The organism is Sunxiuqinia sp. sy24 (genome assembly GCF_052677165.1).
In genome coordinates, this window is sequence record NZ_JBQYLH010000011.1 from 33,393 (window position 1) to 50,909 (window position 17,517).

At 41.1% G+C, this 17,517-nt stretch carries 18 protein-coding genes; 5 read left to right on the forward strand and 13 right to left on the reverse strand.

What is annotated here, in order from left to right; all coding sequences use genetic code 11:
* Positions 1-15 precede the first annotated feature (15 nt).
* Both yidC and ACUNWA_RS10820 read left to right on the forward strand, forming a co-directional pair.
* Complete coding sequence (gene yidC, locus ACUNWA_RS10815) at positions 16-1,944, forward strand: membrane protein insertase YidC (RefSeq protein ID WP_445591925.1); 1,929 nt, start codon at positions 16-18, stop codon at positions 1,942-1,944.
* A gap of 70 nt (positions 1,945-2,014) precedes the next feature.
* A complete protein-coding gene (locus tag ACUNWA_RS10820) occupies positions 2,015-2,413 on the forward strand; it encodes a thermonuclease family protein (protein WP_445591926.1) in 399 nt (132 codons plus the stop codon).
* Positions 2,414-2,558: 145 nt separating this feature from the next.
* Here the strand turns inward: ACUNWA_RS10820 and ACUNWA_RS10825 are convergent, their stop codons facing one another.
* The 7 genes from ACUNWA_RS10825 to ACUNWA_RS10855 all read right to left on the reverse strand — a co-directional run bounded on the left by ACUNWA_RS10825 (position 2,559) and on the right by ACUNWA_RS10855 (position 9,369).
* Positions 2,559-3,314 (reverse strand): ThuA domain-containing protein, encoded by a 756-nt coding sequence (locus ACUNWA_RS10825; protein WP_445591927.1) that lies wholly within the window; start codon positions 3,312-3,314, stop codon positions 2,559-2,561.
* 91 nt (positions 3,315-3,405) lie between these two features.
* Positions 3,406-5,049, reverse strand: coding sequence for a sodium ion-translocating decarboxylase subunit beta (locus ACUNWA_RS10830; RefSeq protein ID WP_445591928.1), 1,644 nt, complete (start codon positions 5,047-5,049; stop codon positions 3,406-3,408).
* A 15-nt stretch (positions 5,050-5,064) separates the two neighbouring features.
* Positions 5,065-5,490: a biotin/lipoyl-containing protein gene (locus tag ACUNWA_RS10835; protein ID WP_445591929.1), complete on the reverse strand. Its 426-nt coding sequence runs from the start codon at positions 5,488-5,490 to the stop codon at positions 5,065-5,067.
* Positions 5,491-5,517: 27 nt separating this feature from the next.
* Positions 5,518-5,880, reverse strand: coding sequence for an OadG family protein (locus tag ACUNWA_RS10840; protein WP_445591930.1), 363 nt, complete (start codon positions 5,878-5,880; stop codon positions 5,518-5,520).
* Between the two features lie 13 nt (positions 5,881-5,893).
* On the reverse strand, positions 5,894-7,453 hold the full coding sequence (locus ACUNWA_RS10845; protein WP_445591931.1) for an acyl-CoA carboxylase subunit beta: 1,560 nt from the start codon (positions 7,451-7,453) through the stop codon (positions 5,894-5,896).
* A gap of 24 nt (positions 7,454-7,477) precedes the next feature.
* Positions 7,478-7,882 carry a methylmalonyl-CoA epimerase gene (gene mce, locus ACUNWA_RS10850; RefSeq protein ID WP_445591932.1) on the reverse strand — a complete coding sequence of 135 codons (405 nt, stop codon included), beginning with the start codon at positions 7,880-7,882 and terminating at the stop codon, positions 7,478-7,480.
* A gap of 170 nt (positions 7,883-8,052) precedes the next feature.
* On the reverse strand, positions 8,053-9,369 hold the full coding sequence (locus tag ACUNWA_RS10855; protein ID WP_445591933.1) for an acetyl-CoA hydrolase/transferase family protein: 1,317 nt from the start codon (positions 9,367-9,369) through the stop codon (positions 8,053-8,055).
* 594 nt (positions 9,370-9,963) lie between these two features.
* Here ACUNWA_RS10855 and ACUNWA_RS10860 point away from each other — a divergent pair.
* Positions 9,964-10,887: an aldo/keto reductase gene (locus ACUNWA_RS10860; protein ID WP_445591934.1), complete on the forward strand. Its 924-nt coding sequence runs from the start codon at positions 9,964-9,966 to the stop codon at positions 10,885-10,887.
* A 74-nt stretch (positions 10,888-10,961) separates the two neighbouring features.
* On the opposite strand, the gene msrA is transcribed toward ACUNWA_RS10860, so the two are convergent.
* The 6 genes from msrA to ACUNWA_RS10890 all read right to left on the reverse strand — a co-directional run bounded on the left by msrA (position 10,962) and on the right by ACUNWA_RS10890 (position 14,216).
* On the reverse strand, positions 10,962-11,489 hold the full coding sequence (msrA, locus tag ACUNWA_RS10865) for a peptide-methionine (S)-S-oxide reductase MsrA (protein ID WP_445591935.1): 528 nt from the start codon (positions 11,487-11,489) through the stop codon (positions 10,962-10,964).
* An 82-nt stretch (positions 11,490-11,571) separates the two neighbouring features.
* On the reverse strand, positions 11,572-11,871 hold the full coding sequence (locus ACUNWA_RS10870; protein ID WP_445591936.1) for a DUF6787 family protein: 300 nt from the start codon (positions 11,869-11,871) through the stop codon (positions 11,572-11,574).
* A gap of 109 nt (positions 11,872-11,980) precedes the next feature.
* Positions 11,981-12,559, reverse strand: coding sequence for a VTT domain-containing protein (locus ACUNWA_RS10875; protein WP_445591937.1), 579 nt, complete (start codon positions 12,557-12,559; stop codon positions 11,981-11,983).
* Between the two features lie 114 nt (positions 12,560-12,673).
* On the reverse strand, positions 12,674-12,904 hold the full coding sequence (locus tag ACUNWA_RS10880) for a 4a-hydroxytetrahydrobiopterin dehydratase (RefSeq protein WP_445591938.1): 231 nt from the start codon (positions 12,902-12,904) through the stop codon (positions 12,674-12,676).
* Between the two features lie 53 nt (positions 12,905-12,957).
* On the reverse strand, positions 12,958-13,533 hold the full coding sequence (locus ACUNWA_RS10885) for a flavodoxin family protein (RefSeq protein WP_445591939.1): 576 nt from the start codon (positions 13,531-13,533) through the stop codon (positions 12,958-12,960).
* Positions 13,534-13,559: 26 nt separating this feature from the next.
* Complete coding sequence (locus ACUNWA_RS10890) at positions 13,560-14,216, reverse strand: DUF4159 domain-containing protein (protein WP_445591940.1); 657 nt, start codon at positions 14,214-14,216, stop codon at positions 13,560-13,562.
* Positions 14,217-14,478: 262 nt separating this feature from the next.
* Between ACUNWA_RS10890 and ACUNWA_RS10895 the strand changes: the two genes are divergently transcribed.
* Positions 14,479-15,717 (forward strand): aminotransferase class I/II-fold pyridoxal phosphate-dependent enzyme, encoded by a 1,239-nt coding sequence (locus tag ACUNWA_RS10895; protein WP_445591941.1) that lies wholly within the window; start codon positions 14,479-14,481, stop codon positions 15,715-15,717.
* 726 nt (positions 15,718-16,443) lie between these two features.
* On the forward strand, positions 16,444-17,505 hold the full coding sequence (gene trhO / locus ACUNWA_RS10900) for an oxygen-dependent tRNA uridine(34) hydroxylase TrhO (RefSeq protein ID WP_445591942.1): 1,062 nt from the start codon (positions 16,444-16,446) through the stop codon (positions 17,503-17,505).
* The last annotated feature ends 12 nt before the right edge of the window (positions 17,506-17,517 follow it).

Sequence of the window (17,517 nt, forward strand, 5' to 3'; positions counted from 1 at the left end):
AGAAAAAACGTTTATATGGATAGAAATACGATTATCGGGATTGTCCTGATCTTTACGATTCTGATTGGTTTCAGTTACCTGAACCAACCTTCGGATGAAGAGATTGCAGCTGCAAAAAGACGACAAGATTCCATTGTTCAGGTGGAAGCTTCGCGTGCTAAAGAAGCAGAAGCATTGGCTCAGATCAAAGAAATGGAGCAACCTTCTGAGCTTCAGAATAAGCTTGGAAGTGATTCTTCAACTGTTTCACAGAATGTCAGGGATCAATATGGAGCTTTTGGTGAAGCAGCAATAGGTGAGGAGAAATTCATCACCCTGGAAAATAACCTGATGAAAATTACGGTTTCAACCAAAGGGGGGAAAATCTATTCGGTTGAATTGAAAGATTATCAAACCTACGATTCACTGCCTTTGATACTATTTGAAGGCGATGATAACCTTTTTGGGTTTAACTTCTTCTCAGAAAACCGGAGCATCCGCACAGATGATTTATACTTTGTTCCTTCGGGTAGTCAGAGCCAGCTAAAGGTGAATGGTCCGGAGGTTGATAAAGGAAAAGAAGGCCGTGAAAAGTTCAACGAGGAAAACAAAGGCGAGAGCAAATCGCTAAGCATGCGTTTGAATGCCGGAAACGGACGTTACCTGGAGTACGAATATAAGTTGACGCACAACTCTTTTCTCGTTGGTTTCGACGTAAAAAGTGAGGGATTGAATCAATTACTCTCTCAGAACACCAATTATCTGAATTTTAATTGGGCATTTACTGCGCCTCGTTTGGAGCGTAAATCTCAGTATGGAGAAGACCGTTACACCACCATCAACTACAAATTCTTTGATGATGACGTGGAGAAACTGAGCACCGCTAAAACCAGTGAGGAGACCCTGAAGACGAAAGTCAAATGGATTAGCATGAAGCAGTTGTTCTTCAACTCTACTATTATTGCTGATAACGCATTTCCAACAGCCGATGTGCGCTATGAGCATATGGAAGATGATCCGAATAGTGTGGGGCGCTTTTTTACTGATATCGCCCTGCCTTTTGAAGGAAATACGAAGGAAAGCTATGATATGCAGTTTTACTTTGGGCCCAACCATTACAATACCTTAAAACAGTATGATTTGTCGTTGGAGCGTTTGATTGACCTAGGCTATGCCATTGTTCGCCCGGTCAATAAATACCTGATTATCCCAGCTTTTAATTTCCTGCGGAAATACATCGATAATTTTGGGATTATCATTCTCTTGCTTACTGTATTCATCAAACTGATTGTTTTCCCATTTACTTATAAATCATACATCTCTCAAGCTAAAATGCGTGCATTGAAGCCAGAGATTGATGAGTTAAATGAGAAGTTTGGTAAAGACAAAGCTATGGAGAAGCAGCAAGCAACCATGGCTCTGTATAAAAAAGTTGGCGTTAATCCGATGGGAGGCTGCCTGCCCATGCTGTTTCAGTTCCCGATTTTGATCGCTATGTTCTTTTTCTTCCCAACCTCAATCGAACTGCGGCAGGAAAGCTTTTTATGGGCTACCGACTTATCATCGTATGATTCCATTTTTAACTTGCCATTTACCATTCCTTTTTATGGCGATCACGTGAGTTTGTTTTGTTTGTTGATGACCGTAACTACTGTCATTTCAACTAAACTGAACTCGCAGGCGGCAAGCAGCCAACAAATGCCAGGCATGCAAACCATGATGTATATTATGCCGGTGATGTTCTTATTTATTCTGAATAATTACTCAGCTGGGTTGAGTTATTATTATTTCCTTGCCAACCTGATTACAATCGGTCAAATGTATTTGTTCCGGACAATGGTCGATGAAGATAAAATAAGGGTGCAGCTTTACGCAAATAAAAAGAAAGGGCCTGTTAAAAAATCTAACTTTCAGAAACGGTTAGAGAAAATGGCTAAAGAACGAGGGATGCAACTTCCTAAATAATTTTAAAAATGCTGTCAATTTTGACAGCATTTTTTTGTAAATTATCATTCGTAATTTAAAAACAAAGACCATGTTCCAATATCAAGTGGAAATACAACGGGTAGTGGATGGCAACACCTATGATATCGACATCGACTTGGGACTGAACATATGGGTTCGTAACGAACGGATTCGACTCTACGGAGTAGATACGCCTGAGGTTTATGGAGTCAGAAAAGATTCGGAAGAGTATGCGCTTGGAAAAGCGACTTCTGACTTTGTCAAATCCTTGATTCGAAAAGGAAGCCTGGCCATTGTTGAGACCATCAAAGATACCAAAGGGAAATATAGTCGCTACTTAGCGGTTTTATATATCCGGGTTCCCGATGAGATTCTTTCTGATCATGATAATATCCGGGCGATAGGCGACTTTTATTGCCTGAATGACTTGTTGGTAGCCAAGGGGCTGGCAAGTCCTTACTTCCTATAAAAGGATGGTCATTCTGGCTAAATAAACAGAATTGGAAGCAAGGAGGAATCTGATCATGATGTAGTTTGATGAAAGCTCGTATGATAAAACGAAAAGAGCCGGTAACTTCAACAGTTACCGGCTCTTTTCGTTTTATCGTTATTACTTATCTTTTGCCTGCCCAGTTTACTGCACCGGCAAAGTGAGCTTGAATTTTTGGATCCTGAAAAGCTTCATGAGTATGGCCAAACACGGAGTAAAATGACCGGATTCCTTCAAATTCCTGCCACCAGATTAATGGGTGGTCATCCATTTTCCACTTATCGTTATCCGATTTTTTAATGGTATTTTCATCCAGACGTGCCAAAACGTGCACATTCTCGCGTGGATTACTTTTAAAGCTGTACCATTCATCAACGGTTGTATAGCTGTCCATGCCTTCAAACGCTTTCATGGCCGGATGATTATGATCCTCAAAAATAACGGTACCTTTTTGTGCAGGCGGATGGGTTAGAAAGTAGGCACCATTCAGTTTGCCATACCAATCCCAATCATACTCACAATCGGCCGAAGCATGAATGCCAACAAAGCCTTTTCCGGTCTTCATGAACGTTTCAAAGGCTTTCTGCTGGTTGTCACTCAAAACATCCTGTGTCGGGTTTAAAAAGACAACGACATCAAAATTGACCAGAAAGTCCATGGTGAAAAGTCTGGGGTTTTCTGTTGCCGTAAGGTTCCAGTTTTCTGCTGAGGCCAGTTCACTAAACATTTTAAGCCCGCTTGAGATCGATTGATGTCTAAATCCTGAGGTTTTCGAGAACACTAATACGTTCAGTGGTTTTTCTGGAGTAGCCTTTTCGGATTGAGCTTGTAATGAAAAAAAAATAACAGTACAGATTAAAAAAGCGAAGATTCTTTTCATTCGTATGGTTTTTAGGTTTACAAGTACAATTATACAAAAAAAGGATGTTCTCCAGAGAGAACATCCTTTTTTTGTATAAAATAATTATTTCTTACATCAAGAAACTAAGTAGAATACCAGCACCAATCGCAGAACCAATAACTCCAGAAACGTTCGGAGCCATCGCATGCATCAGCAAGTGGTTGGTTGGGTCTTCTTTCAATCCCATGGTTTGCACTACACGTGCACTATCAGGAACTGCAGATACCCCAGCCGCACCAATCATTGGGTTAATCTTATTCTCTTTCTTGTAGAATAAGTTCATGATTTTGGCACTGATTACACCTCCAGCAGTTGCAATCACAAAAGAAACTGCTCCAAGCATGAAGATTTTTATTGACGATGGTGTCAGGAAGACATCAGCCTGAGTGGAAGCACCAACAGTAATTCCAAGCAAAATGGTGATGGTGTTGATCAAGGCAAAGTTGGCAGTGTCGGCCAGGCGCTTAGTTACTGTCGATTCTTTCAGTAAGTTACCAAAGAACAACATCCCTAAGAGCGGAAGGGCAGAAGGTGCAATGTAAGCCGTTAAGATCAAGCCGACAATGGGGAACAGGATTTTTTCCAGTTTAGAAACCGCTCTTGGAGGTTTCATCCGGATTAAACGTTCTCTTTTCGAAGTCAGCAATTTAATTACCGGAGGTTGAATAACCGGTACCAAAGCCATATAAGAGTAGGCTGCAATAGCAATAGGTCCAATCAGGTTTTTCACCGTTTCACCATTCGCCATTACGTTCAATCCGTTGGCCAATTTCGAAGAAATGAAAATCGCCGTAGGACCATCAGCTCCACCAATGATACCAATAGCACCAGCTTCTGGTGGTGCAAATCCCATCCAAAGAGCTCCTAAAAAAGTAAGGAAGATACCGATTTGAGCGGCGGCTCCCAACAACATTAATTTAGGATTTGAAATCAAGGATGAGAAATCCGTCATAGCACCAATACCTAAGAAAATTAATGGAGGATACCATCCTTGCACAACTCCTTGGTAAAGGATATTCATAACCGAGCCCGGTTCGTAGATTCCTAATTGCAGATTGAAGTCAACTGCCTGGAACATGGGGATGTTACCAATCAGAATTCCAAAACCAATAGGAACCAGCAGAAGCGGTTCAAAGTCATATTTTATGGCTAGGAAGATAAAGATGAATCCGATCATCATCATCAGCATATGCTTCCAGGTGGCGTTGGCAAATCCGGAGAACTCGTAAAAGTTAAACAAGCCTGAAACAGCTCCAGAGTAATTCTTGTATTCATAGCCATCACCGCTGAGTTTACCATCTTTCAAAACCAGTTCGCGCGTACCAAGGTCTAATACTTCATTTTCTGAAACATAGCCATTGGATTGTGCATTAGGATCTGTGTTTTTATACAGGTGGGTAACTGTTTTTGGATTGAAAGTCAACGTAACTTTTCCATTTTCAGCACTCCATTTTCCAGAATATCGCTGTTTTAGCGAATCCATTGTAAAGGTGTAGCTCTCAGAAAAAGAAAACGTTTTGTAGCGTTTGGCCGATTCAAAATCTTCTTTGTTGTCTACACTGGGATTGAATGTTGGCGAAGCAACGTACCCATCGCTCCGGTTAATCCATTTCCCATCAGTAATTGTTTTTGCTAAGTCACTGTTTTCATCTGCCCTTATTATAGAGGGTAGCGTCAACAGCAAAGCAGCAATGATATAGAATATTTTTTTCATTACCAGAATCTTTTTTTAGCTAATTTCCAATAATACATCGTCTTGCAGCACGGCATCGCCTTCTTTCACTTTAATAGAAGAAATTTGACCATCTTTTTCTGCAAGAATCTGGTTTTCCATTTTCATAGCTTCCATGATCAATAGGTTGTCACCTTCTTTTACCTGGTCGCCTACGGCTACATTCATCTTAAAAATAGTTCCTGGAAGTGGTGCTTTTACGAGCATTCCTCCGCTGGACTGTTTTTTCTTGATCATCCCTTCACCGGGTTGCTGGACGATTGGTTTACGAATGAGTTTTGGTGTTTTAGTCGATTTGACTTCGCCTTTAATCTCAACTTCGTATTTCGTGCCGTTTACTTCAATGGTGGCAATGTTATCTTCAAGTTCTTTGATATGAACATCATATTCATCGCCGCTTATAGTAAATTTATATTTTTTCATGTTTTGTATTATTATGCAATAAAACGGTTATCGCGGCCAGTTATTGGTCACACTATAAATTTTTGAACTCCAAGGCGAATAAGCTTTACGAACTTTTTTAATAGTTACAATATTGCTTTCTTCGTCGTGCTGATTTTTGAAATAAAGATGAATAGCCATGCCAATCGCTGCGGTTACATTACCTTCGATATGGCAATCGCTTTCTTCTTCACAATGCGGCTTTGATTTTTTCGGTTCTTTCCGTTTGAATTTCATATTGATCAACTTTGGAAGTCGTAAGAATACAAGAACCAAGGTGGTTAATGCAACAAATACGATCATAAAGCCGACCAATGCAACAGTCCATCCGAAATCCATCTGAGAAGCCAAAAGGATTAATAAATTATTCATAGCTGTTATGCGATTATAATGGAATGTTTGAGTGTTTTTTAGGAGGATTTACCAGCTTTTTCGTAGCAAGGCTTTGTAATCCCCGAATAATACGAATCCGTGTGTTTCTTGGTTCAATCACATCATCAATGTATCCGTAAGAAGCTGCCTGGTATGGGTTGGCAAATTTCTCTTTGTATTCTGCCTCATGCTTGGCAATGAATTCTGCGCGCTCGTTGGCATCTTCAATCGTGCGAAGTTTACGTCCTTCCAATACTTCAACAGCACCGGCAGCACCCATGACCGCAATTTCGGCTGATGGCCAGGCATAGTTCAAGTCGCCACGTAATTGTTTACATGACATTACATCATGGGCTCCACCATAGGATTTACGCAGGGTAATGGTGATTTTTGGAACTGTTGCTTCGCCATAAGCAAACATCAGTTTCGCACCATGAATGATGATACCACCGTACTCTTGTCCACTTCCAGGCAAGAATCCGGGAACATCAACCAACGTAATAATTGGAATGTTAAAGCTATCGAGGAAACGTACAAAACGGGCTGCCTTACGCGACGCTTCAATATCTAAAACTCCGGCCAGGTAATTGGGTTGGTTGGCAATGATTCCAACAGGCTGTCCGTCGAATTTTGCAAAACCAACGACAATGTTCTTGGCATAATTCCGGTGTACTTCTAAAAATTCACCGTAGTCAACCAGCGAGTGGATAACATCTTTTACGTCATATGGTTGGTTCGGATTGTCGGGAATGATTTCATTTAACGAATCTTCCAGACGATCGATAGGATCATCACATTCGGTGGTTGGAGCATCTTCGAGGTTGTTTTGAGGAAGGAATGAAAGCAGTTTACGAATCATTAAAACGCCTTCTTCTTCGTTTTCTACCAAGAAGTGAGAAACACCTGATTTAGAGGCGTGAACTTTACCACCACCCAGATCTTCGATAGAAATGTCTTCTCCGGTAACTGTTTTTACAACCTTAGGACCTGTAACAAACATGTATGAATTCTCTTCGGTCATCATGATGAAGTCGGTCAGGGCAGGAGAGTACACGGCTCCTCCGGCGCAAGGTCCAAAAATGGCTGAGATTTGAGGGATAACGCCTGATGCCAAAATATTACGCTCGAAAATTTCGGCGTATCCGGCCAAGCTGGTTACACCTTCCTGAATACGGGCGCCGCCACTGTCGTTAATTCCAATAACCGGAGCTCCAACTTTCATAGCCATATCCATCACTTTGCATATTTTTTGTGCAAAAGTTTCAGACAATGACCCGCCAAACACCGTAAAATCCTGAGAGAACACGTAGACTACGCGTCCGTCAATAGTTCCGTGTCCGGTAACTACGCCATCACCCATGAATTTGGTTTTTTCCAACCCAAAGTTGGTACAGCGGTGAGTGACAAACATGTCAAACTCTTCAAAACTACCTTCATCCAGTAGCATTTCAATCCGTTCGCGTGCCGAAAATTTACCTTTAGCGTGTTGGGCTTCAATTCGTTTGACTCCTCCTCCAAGCTTAGCTTCCGCGCGTAACTCGATTAATTTGTTAATTTTATCTTGATTGCTCATTGTAATTAAATAAATGATGTTTGGTTATTTTTCACTACAAAATTCGGTCAGCACGCCCAGTGTTGATTTAGGGTGCAAAAAGCCGATGTTCATACCTTCAGCTCCTTTGCGAGAGGTTTTATCAATTAAACGAATGCCATTTGATTCAGCCTCTTCCAACGATTCGTTAACATTATCAACAGCGAAAGCCAAGTGATGGATGCCTTGTCCTTTTTTCTCGATGAATTTACCGATTGGTCCTTCGGGATCAGTTGATTCTAGTAATTCAATCTTTGTGTCGCCTAATTTAAAAAAGGCTGTTTTAACCTTTTGATCTACGACTTCTTCAATGGCATAACATTTTAAGCCCAAAACCTTTTCATAATAAGGAATGGCCTCCTCTAAGCTGTTAACTGCAATTCCGATGTGTTCGATATGTGATACGCTCATGTATATTTAATTTATAATAATTAATAAAATTGTTACTTTTCTCTCTTGAGATATTTTTCTAACAAATGACTCAAAAATTCGAAATTGAATTAAAAAAAATCTACTCTTTTAATTTCAGAAAAACATTGAAATACAAAAACAGGCAGGTCTTGCCTGCCTGTTGCTGCACATTATGCGTTTTGTGTTTTTTGTATAAAGTGGAAGTGAGAACCAAAACGGTCATACGCTGCTTTATCCAATTCCTCTCGGTGCTGTGGGTGAGCAATTGAAATCAGTAAGCGTGCGCGTTCTTGCATGGTCTTACCATACAAATTGACAGCTCCTTGTTCGGTTACCACCCAGTGCATATTAGCACGGGTACTCACAACTCCTGATCCTGGAATTAGGATTGGGCTGATTTTCGATACACCTTTCGCAGTTACCGATGGTAACGCAATAATTGGTTTTCCACCTTTTGAATGTCCTGCTCCGCGAATAAAATCAATCTGTCCGCCAACACCAGAGTAATGCTTAATTCCAATTGAATCGGCACAAACCTGTCCGGTAAGATCGACGGCCAAGGCTGAGTTAATTGCCGTTACTTTGTCATTCTTGCGAATAACATGTACATTGTTCGTATGGGCAACATCCATCATCGCTACCATGGGGTTGTCATCAACAAAATCGTACAATTCTTTGGTCCCCATCAAGAAAGAGGCTACCATTTTGCCTTTGTCAATGGCTTTGTGTTTTCCGGTAACAACTCCTTTTTCAACCAAAGGAAGAATGCCATCAGCAAACATTTCGGTATGAACGCCTAGGTCTTTGTGGTTACCCAGCTGCGCTAATACGGCATTTGGAATTCCGCCAATACCCATTTGCAAGCAGGCACCATCTTCAACAAGCTCCGCAACATTTTTTCCAATTTGAATGTCTGTCTCCGTTAGTGGAGCCATGTCGTGAGCATAAAGCTCAATATTGTCTTCCACAAATAAATCAATCTCATTAATGTGGATCATGGCATCTCCCCAGGCTCTGGGGACGTTCGGATTTACGGCTGCAATAACTACATCCGCGCACTCAATGGCTGCTTTGGTGGCATCAACCGAAGTTCCCAACGAAACAAAACCATGCTTGTCAGGAGTTGAAACCATTATCATGGCTACATTCACTTTCAGATAGCCTTCACGAATCAACTTTTGAGTTTCGCTCAGGAAAACAGGAATGTAATCGGCATAGCCGGCTTGAGTTTGCTTACGTAGGTTCCCACCAACAAAGAATTGTTCAGAAACGAAAATTCCTTCGAACTCGGGATTCGCGTATGCAACATCACCTTCCACGTGAATGTGCTGGATTTTAACATTTTGAAACTCTCCAGCGCGTCCGCGCTCAACCATCGGATTGATAAGCGTATGCGGCGTTACAGCCACACTACTTAAGTGAACACGATCGCCGGATTTTATAACTTTTACTGCTTCTTCGGGAGTAATGTATTTGATTTGCTTCATAATTGTGAATTAGAATAGATTGCGCTATGAATTTTGCGCCCAAATATAGAAATTTAAATAGCAATCAAAGGGCTTTAAATCTAATTTAAAAGGGGTCTAATTAATTCATGTATTAGTGTAAAGTTAATGTTAATTGAAGGATCTTTAAAGCACAATTATTCTTCGGGCATCGCAGGTTCGATCTTTTTTATTATGAGTCATGGTTCACTATTACATATTTAAAAGATGGTATCAAAAGGAATGTGCTCAGAGTCAGGGTGTAGATTCTCAAGAAATGCAGTCAACTATAACGATCTTTGGACTGACCTTCTTTGAAGTATTTGGTCCGAATTCAGATGTAAAAGTCATTTTAGGAAGAAAACAAGACGATCTGTTTATAGCTGGTCTTCTTTAGTTTGATATTGAATTGGTGCTGTTTTGAACCAATGATATTAAGCCATATTTCGTCACGACTCTTTGAATGCACGGATACTCTTTTAAGCTAAGTTTGATTCTTTATGCTTTTCAATACAAGCCAATAGGTTAAAATTCAGAACGATCAACCATTTTTATGATATATTTGTTGAAGCTAACAACCACATAAATCAAAATACTATGAATACTTCCGGCTTCAACCGTCGAAAATTTGTTACTGCCTTGTCGCTAGGTACGGCTCATCTTCTTTTCAATAATCCGTTATTGGCTTCGGATAAGCCTATGCGTTCCAATGATCCATTACAACGAATTAAGCTAGGACAATCGGGGTTGGAGGCTAGCCTAATCGGCATTGGAACCGGAGTTCACGCCGGAGGAAGAACCTCTTTTCTTACCAGGCAAGATAAATGCAAGAGCTTAGGAGTAATCGAACATGCTTACGAACGGGGGATCCGCTTTTTCGACTGTGCCGATAGTTATGGAACCCATCCTTTAATGAAGGAAACGCTGGAGAAAATGGATCGCGATAAAATTACGCTTTGCTCGAAGATATGGGTTAGGCCTGGCGGAATTCCAGAGCCTGAAAGGCCAGATGCCGATCAGGTTGTGGATCGGTTCAGGAAAGAGTTGAATACTGATTATCTTGACATGGTTCAAATTCATTGTATGGTTGATAGTGATTGGACGGATACGCAAAAGCGGCAGATGGATATTTTACAGAAACTTAAAGAGAAAGGAGTTGTTCGGGCTCATGGCGTTTCCGTGCATTCACTGGATGCAATGAAGCGAGCCGCGGCCAGCGACTGGGTAGACATTGTTCATGTCCGCATTAATCCTTATGGTATTGCTATGGATAAGCCAGATCCAGAAGAAGTTGTTCAGGTGATAAAACAGCTTCATGCTTCGGGGAAAGGGGTTGTTGGTATGAAGTTGATTGGGAATGGAGAATACCGAAATGATAGTGAAAAAATAGATCACGCCCTGAAATTCGTTCTTGGTCTTGGATGCGTTGATATGATGATTGTTGGGTTTGAAACCACCGACCAGATTGATAATTATATCGACAGAACCCAAAATGCCCTAACAGATCTGGCTAATGGCTGAACGAAACAGAACAGGCGTCAGTCAACGATAGAAGCCTCCGGCAGTCGTTCACCGTGCTGAGGTTTGCTAGTTGCTTATTTGAGTTTGTCCTGAAAGATCTTTCTGAATTTATCCAATTTTGGCACAATGACGAACTGGCAATAAGCTTGACTTGGATTGTTTTGATAGTAGTCCTGGTGGTCGTTTTCGGCTCTGAAAAAGTTTTTCCATGGGCTGATTTCAGTAATCACCGGGTTGCTGAAAATCGATTCGTCGTTGAGCGATTGCTTGATGGATTCAGCAAGTTGCTGTTGTTTTTCGTTGTGATAAAAGATAACCGATCGGTATTGCGTCCCAACATCGGCTCCCTGACGGTTTAAGGTGGTGGGATCGTGTGTTGCCCAAAATACATTTAAAAGCTCTTGATAACTTATCATGGCAGGGTTAAACTCAATCTCAACAACTTCGGCATGGCCTGTATTACCAGTCGTTACTTCGCGATAGGCCGGATTGATGATATCGCCACCCGAATAACCAGAAACGACCGACTCGACGCCTTTCAATTCTTTAAAAACAGCTTCGGTGCACCAAAAACACCCACTTCCAAATGTTGCAATTTCCATCCTATGACTTGTTTAATTCAGCTACTTGATTACCAGAAAAACGCTTGTTGTTTGTTTTTTTGTTAGGAGATGTAAGTGGGTTTTAATTATTCAGTTTTATTCCGAATCGACGCAATAGCTTCTTCTCAAATTTCCAGAAAAAAGAAAACTGACCGAATAGTGTGCCAAAAAAAATTAACATTAGCTGGTAGGCAGGAACAATGGTTAGTACGTAGGTTATCACCGTCAGCCAAAAAGGCCACTCGGGTGAATAGTCAACCAGATGAAAAATCAATTTCCTGATAACTAACGCGCCGCTTCCGGATATGGAGAAAACCAAGAAAATGAGGGCTAACTGAACATTCGATTCAACCTCCCATTTCTCCTTTAATCGTTTAAACATAGTTCTTCTTTAGAGTTCACTTAGTAAACACGAATTTTCCGGAATGGTTGAAAAAAGCTTTTATAAATCATGCATGCCTAGTCGATCCTGCTGGCTAAGAATTTCGTTATTAGGCAAATTGATGCGACTGAAAAATGATATAACCATAAATTCCGAAACGCAGGATTCGAAAAAGGGCAAAGTTCAGGTATTTTTTCATTGGATATTCCGTGGAACCCACCAGCATGCTTATTAGTGACCAGGGAAGTGGGGTGAGGGCTGCTGTGATAATCAGGAACGAGCCATACTTTCGAAACAGGGGCCAATACTTGCTGAAGAATTTCCGGCCCAAAAAACGAAACAAAACCATCTTGCGAAGATAGCGGCCAATTATGAAGGCCAGGTATCCAGCGGCATAGGACACTCCTGCAAAAAACATAATGTTAAAAACATAATGCCATACATCGCCCTTAAAATAAGCCCAAAGCATAAAAATTTCAGGAGGGAATAATCCAAAAAACACTTCGGAGCCAATATAAATGCCGTAAATTAGCATAGGACGGCTATAGAACCGTTCGAGCCAGATATCATGATCATCGGCAACAACATATTCTTTAGCCAACAGGTATAAGGCTGCCAGGACAGCCATCCAGAGCAAGCCTTTGAGAATATTTTTAAAAAGGAATTTAAACTTGATTCGTAATTTCATTTGTTTTCATTATTCGATCCTTGGTGTATCTGACAGGCCTTGGAATCGGGTTTGATGAACCAACAAGAGTAAAGCAATCAAGTCTATGACTATTCCTTCCTCAGGCTACATCTGCTAAATCTGATCAATCTTTTCAGCCAGCTGATAATCTTTGTCTGTAAGCTTCCCCTCGCTGTGCGTTGTCAGGCTGATGGTTACATTTTTATAGGAATGAATCAGGATGTCCGGATGATGATCCATGTGTTCCGCTAATTCGCCTACTTTATTGACAAAGCTAAGTGCTTCGGTGAAATTTTTGAACGTAAACTCTTTTGTTATTTTTTCTACTTTTTTGTTCCAATCCATAGCATTTGTTTTACTCTTGAAAACAAGTGGATTGATACATAGTTCAAGCACAATCAGGCTTTTAACTTCTCTAATAGCCAAGCCATATTTTCCCCCAGTGTATTCATGATTTGCATGCCTTCCGCATCCTCCAAAACGGCACCTTCCGGACCACCAATGGCAAAATTCCAATAGCTTGAACCCGGGATTATCATTTGGCTAATTAGAAAGAAATTGTTGAGTGTTTCAAACGCATGCAACTGCCCACCGCGACGAGCAGCCAACACGCCAGCGCCCACTTTACGCTTGAGCAGGTGCCCGTTTCCACGGGTTACATAACCAGCGACATCAATCAGGGCTTTCATTTCGGTACAAACATCGGCGAAATACACTGGCGATCCGAGCAGGATAGCATCTGCTTCAATCATCTTTTCAATGCATTCATTGATCGCATCGTTTTTGATGTGGCACCGTCCGTCTTTAATTTGTCGGCATTTTCCACAGGCCGTGCAACCATGTACGTTTTTGCCTCCCAGTTGGTAAAATTCTGTTTCAATTCCTGCAGCATGTAGCGGCTTGAATACGGTGTCGATTAAGTGTTTTGTATTGCCGTTCTTACGCGGACTTCCATTAATTGCAAGTACTTTCACTGTTGGGTTTATTTTTTTGATTGTTTTTAATGACTGAAAACATAGGCAATGAGATTAGCTCCCATCTGCAGCGCATTTTTCCGAACTTCCGGAGGATCGTTATGCACCGATGGATCTTCCCATCCATCGCTTAAGTCCGATTCGTATGTATAAAAACAAACCAGACGTCCCTCGAAAAAGAGGCCGAATCCTTGCGGGGGCTTATTATCGTGCTCATGAATTTTTGGTAAGCCATTTATAAAATTGAATTTTTGATTGTAGATCGGGTGATCGGCGGGCAGTTCAACAAACTCCTGATCAGGAAATACTTTTTTCATTTCTCGCCTGATGTAGGGATCCAGCCCATAATTGTCGTCAATGTATAGAAATCCACCGGCTTCCAGATAGAGCCGCAGATTGCTGCTTTCTTCCTCAGAAAAAATTAGATTGCCATGACCGGTAATATGCACAAAGGGATAGTTGAACAGTTCGATGCTACCTGGTTCGACCGTTGCTGGCTCCGGGGCTATGTTGGTTTGCAGCTCCTGATTGCAAAAGCGAATCAGGTTAGGTAAAGCCGTCGGATCGGCATACCAATCGCCACCTCCTTTGTATTTGAGAACTGCCAGCTTTAAATTGGGATTTTGGCCGAAAAGAAGGGAGGTGAAAAGCAAAAATAGAATTGACAGATAGCTTGTTTTCATAGCCCATATTGTTGAGCAAACAAAGGTAATAAGAATGTGGAATTTTTTGAGATGAGCAATCGGTATTTGCCATAGAAAAACCGACTGGTGTTTTTTGCTCGTTTTTTTTTCGGAGTGGCTTTCTATAGACAGCTCAAAAACAATAGTCTAAATTGTTTGTAAATCACATGATGTCTGCTAAAATCAGAATAGCCAGACTTTTGCTAGAACTGATTTGGCTTCCATCTGTTATCTTTGAGGTGTATTTCCAAGCTATAAAAGAATGAAAAAAAGTTTTACCACTCGGTCTCTAAACGTTCCTTTCCCCAGAGTTGACGCGCACAAGGCTCTCGATATGCCTGTTTACGAGACTGTTGCTTATGAATTTGATTCTTCGGAGGATATGTCGGCAAATTTCAGGGGAGAGCTGCCGGCTCATGTTTATTCGCGGACTAGCAATCCAACGGTGGAATATTTCGAGCAAAAAATAAAAGCGCTGACAGGTGCATACCAGGTTTTGGCCGTGGCATCAGGCATGGCGGCTATCAGCAACACCATTCTGTCGGTTTGTAAAAGTGGCGATAACATTATTTCAGGCAATCATCTGTTTGCTCATTCCTATGCCTTACTCGACCAGAGCTTGCGCAGCTATGGGCTGGAACCCCGATTTGTAGATACAACCGACGAACAAGCCGTGGAGAAACTAATAGATGAAAATACACGGGCGATTTATTTTGAAACAGTAACCAACCCACAGCTGGAGATCGCGGATATATCAAAACTGTCCGCCATTGCGAAAAAATACAATTTATTGTTGATTGCCGACAGTACGGTTACTCCGCCGCTTATTTTCAATGGCCGTTTTCACGGGATCGACATTGAAGTGATGTCAACAACCAAGCATATTTCTGGCGGAGGTACATCCTTTGGCGGACTTATTCTAGATCATGGAAGCTACAACTGGGCGCTTAACCCGAACCTGAATCCGCTGGCCGAAAAGTTTGGAAAAGATACGTTTATCGCTCGCTTGCGGAAGAATTACTTTCGAAACACAGGAGGAGCAATGTCCGCACATACGGCTCACTATCAAATACTGGGGCTCGATTTGCTGGAACTCCGCTTTGAGCGATCGTATGCCAGTTGTATAAAACTAGGTGAATTTTTGAGCCAACATCCCAAGGTGTGTCGGGTTACCTATCCGGGCTTAAAAGGCTCGCATGATTACGATTTGGCAGCCAGTCAGTTTAATGGTAAGCCCGGAACTATCCTCACATTCGAGTTAAAGTCGGAAGCAGCTTGCTTCACCTTTATGAATCATTTGCATATCATTCGCCGTGCCACCAATTTGAATGATAACAAATCCCTGATCATTCATCCCTGGTCTACCATTTTTGTTGAGTTTTCAGAAGATGAGCGCCGGGCAATGAGAATTCAACCCACAGCATTGCGTTTATCTGTCGGTATAGAAGCTGCTAACGACCTGATTCAGGACCTCGAGCTAGCGCTGAATTCTCTGGATTAGCATTTTTCATGTAGGCTTTTAATAATATTGGGAAAAATCAGCGAAAAGGGTGTCAAATACCTGTTATTCAAATTTAGCTAAGCCGGCACCTTGCTGTTTTATTTTGGGAGTATATATTTCAGATGGCCAGAAACAATAAGAAACCTATAGAGGAAATAGCGAAAGCCTAAGGAGCGGCTTATGGGTTTAAAGATCGTGACAAATTAAGTCGAAACTGGGCGTTTGATAGTTTTAGTTTTCAAAACTAACCACAGCCAAAGTGTGTTCCCTAAAAAACAATGATACTACCAAGCGGGGTAGAAAGATGACTATAAAAAAAGCGGGTTATCATCGTCATGATAACCCGTTGTTCTTAATTTAGTTTAGTTAGACCAGAAAATAATTATTGGCTTAATAGAGAAAAGGTATTTATAAAGGTTTCATTTAAAAGTACTTGTTTTTAAATGTTCCGCTAATATAGCATATATTTCATTCCAATATTAAAAAAACCTTAAAATTCCTTAACAAATAGAAAACACAAGAAAATCTGATCCTTATAAATTATTGTTTCTCAGAGGTTAGAAAATGTAAATATGTTGTAGAATATATTTGTATTTGTAACCATTTTTTCTGCAAGAATTACAAAAGTTGACGAATTGCAGTTGTTTTGTATGAATGTATGGGGATTTACCGATCCGGTTGTCCGATTTAGAACGTTTTTTTACCTTTGCAGCAAACATTATCTGTATGCAATTGCACAATCGATTCAGCAAAGAAGAGTTAATCGGTCGGTTGGAAGAGGAAAACTTTCAACGTAAAACCATTTCATTTTACCGTTATGTGAGCATTGAAGAGCCTTTGGAGTTTCGAAATGAGCTTTATCGGAAGTGGGATGAGCTTGGATGTCTTGGACGCATTTATATTGCTCGTGAGGGGATTAATGCCCAAATGAGTGTGCCGGAACAGTTGTTGACTACATTTCTGGCACAATTGAGTGAGATTAAACAACTCAAGGCTATGCCGATCAAATATGCGATTGAAGATGACGGTAAGTCGTTTTATAAGCTAACCATTAAAGTGCGCCCGAAGATTGTTGCTGATGGTTTGGATGAAGATGCGTTTGATGTTAGCAATGTCGGCATGCACTTGACGGCTAAAGAATTTCATGATCTGGTTGATGATCCGAGCACCCTGCTGGTTGACATGCGCAATCATTACGAAAGCGAAATAGGGCATTTCAAAGGAGCTATTTGCCCGGAAGCAGATACTTTTCGGGAAGAAATTAAAATGGTTGTCAGCGACTTAAAAGATCAAAAAGATCGTAAAATCCTACTCTATTGTACCGGAGGAATCCGTTGCGAGAAAGCGAGCGCTTATTTACGACATCACGGTTTTAGCGATGTAAGCCAGCTGCATGGTGGTATTATTGAGTATGCTCAACAAATTAAAAAGCTTAATCTTGATTCGAAATTTATTGGTAAAAACTTTGTCTTTGACGAACGTCTGGGAGAAACAATCAATGGGGAAATAATTGCACACTGCCACCAGTGCGGAGGCAAGTGTGACACACACACTAATTGTGCTAATGATTTGTGTCACATCCTGTTCATTCAATGCGAATCCTGCGCTCAGCAGTACGAAGGCTGTTGCACAAATGGGTGTCAGTCGGTGCTGCACGCGACCAAAGAAGAACGCCTGTTGCATGTTCAAACTTTCAAGCGTAAATTTGGCAACCGAAAAAGTTTTCGAAAAAGTATTGACAATACGCTAAAAACAGATAACCTGTGGGCAGAAGTAGAGCATGAATAATTTTTGGACAAA

What these genes read in the sequence shown, in the direction of transcription:
- msrA (WP_445591935.1), bottom strand. Translation starts at nt 11,489, where the DNA reads ATGGAAATTGCAACATTTGGAAGTGGGTGTTTTTGGTGCACCGAAGCT.
- ACUNWA_RS10875 (WP_445591937.1), bottom strand. Translation starts at nt 12,559, where the DNA reads ATGAAATTACGAATCAAGTTTAAATTCCTTTTTAAAAATATTCTCAAA.
- ACUNWA_RS10890 (WP_445591940.1), bottom strand. Translation starts at nt 14,216, where the DNA reads ATGAAAACAAGCTATCTGTCAATTCTATTTTTGCTTTTCACCTCCCTT.
- ACUNWA_RS10870 (WP_445591936.1), bottom strand. Translation starts at nt 11,871, where the DNA reads ATGTTTAAACGATTAAAGGAGAAATGGGAGGTTGAATCGAATGTTCAG.
- ACUNWA_RS10860 (WP_445591934.1), top strand. Translation starts at nt 9,964, where the DNA reads ATGAATACTTCCGGCTTCAACCGTCGAAAATTTGTTACTGCCTTGTCG.
- yidC (WP_445591925.1), top strand. Translation starts at nt 16, where the DNA reads ATGGATAGAAATACGATTATCGGGATTGTCCTGATCTTTACGATTCTG.
- mce (WP_445591932.1), bottom strand. Translation starts at nt 7,882, where the DNA reads ATGAGCGTATCACATATCGAACACATCGGAATTGCAGTTAACAGCTTA.
- ACUNWA_RS10895 (WP_445591941.1), top strand. Translation starts at nt 14,479, where the DNA reads ATGAAAAAAAGTTTTACCACTCGGTCTCTAAACGTTCCTTTCCCCAGA.
- ACUNWA_RS10820 (WP_445591926.1), top strand. Translation starts at nt 2,015, where the DNA reads ATGTTCCAATATCAAGTGGAAATACAACGGGTAGTGGATGGCAACACC.
- ACUNWA_RS10855 (WP_445591933.1), bottom strand. Translation starts at nt 9,369, where the DNA reads ATGAAGCAAATCAAATACATTACTCCCGAAGAAGCAGTAAAAGTTATA.
- ACUNWA_RS10825 (WP_445591927.1), bottom strand. Translation starts at nt 3,314, where the DNA reads ATGAAAAGAATCTTCGCTTTTTTAATCTGTACTGTTATTTTTTTTTCA.
- ACUNWA_RS10840 (WP_445591930.1), bottom strand. Translation starts at nt 5,880, where the DNA reads ATGAATAATTTATTAATCCTTTTGGCTTCTCAGATGGATTTCGGATGG.
- ACUNWA_RS10845 (WP_445591931.1), bottom strand. Translation starts at nt 7,453, where the DNA reads ATGAGCAATCAAGATAAAATTAACAAATTAATCGAGTTACGCGCGGAA.
- ACUNWA_RS10880 (WP_445591938.1), bottom strand. Translation starts at nt 12,904, where the DNA reads ATGGATTGGAACAAAAAAGTAGAAAAAATAACAAAAGAGTTTACGTTC.
- ACUNWA_RS10835 (WP_445591929.1), bottom strand. Translation starts at nt 5,490, where the DNA reads ATGAAAAAATATAAATTTACTATAAGCGGCGATGAATATGATGTTCAT.
- ACUNWA_RS10830 (WP_445591928.1), bottom strand. Translation starts at nt 5,049, where the DNA reads ATGAAAAAAATATTCTATATCATTGCTGCTTTGCTGTTGACGCTACCC.
- trhO (WP_445591942.1), top strand. Translation starts at nt 16,444, where the DNA reads ATGCAATTGCACAATCGATTCAGCAAAGAAGAGTTAATCGGTCGGTTG.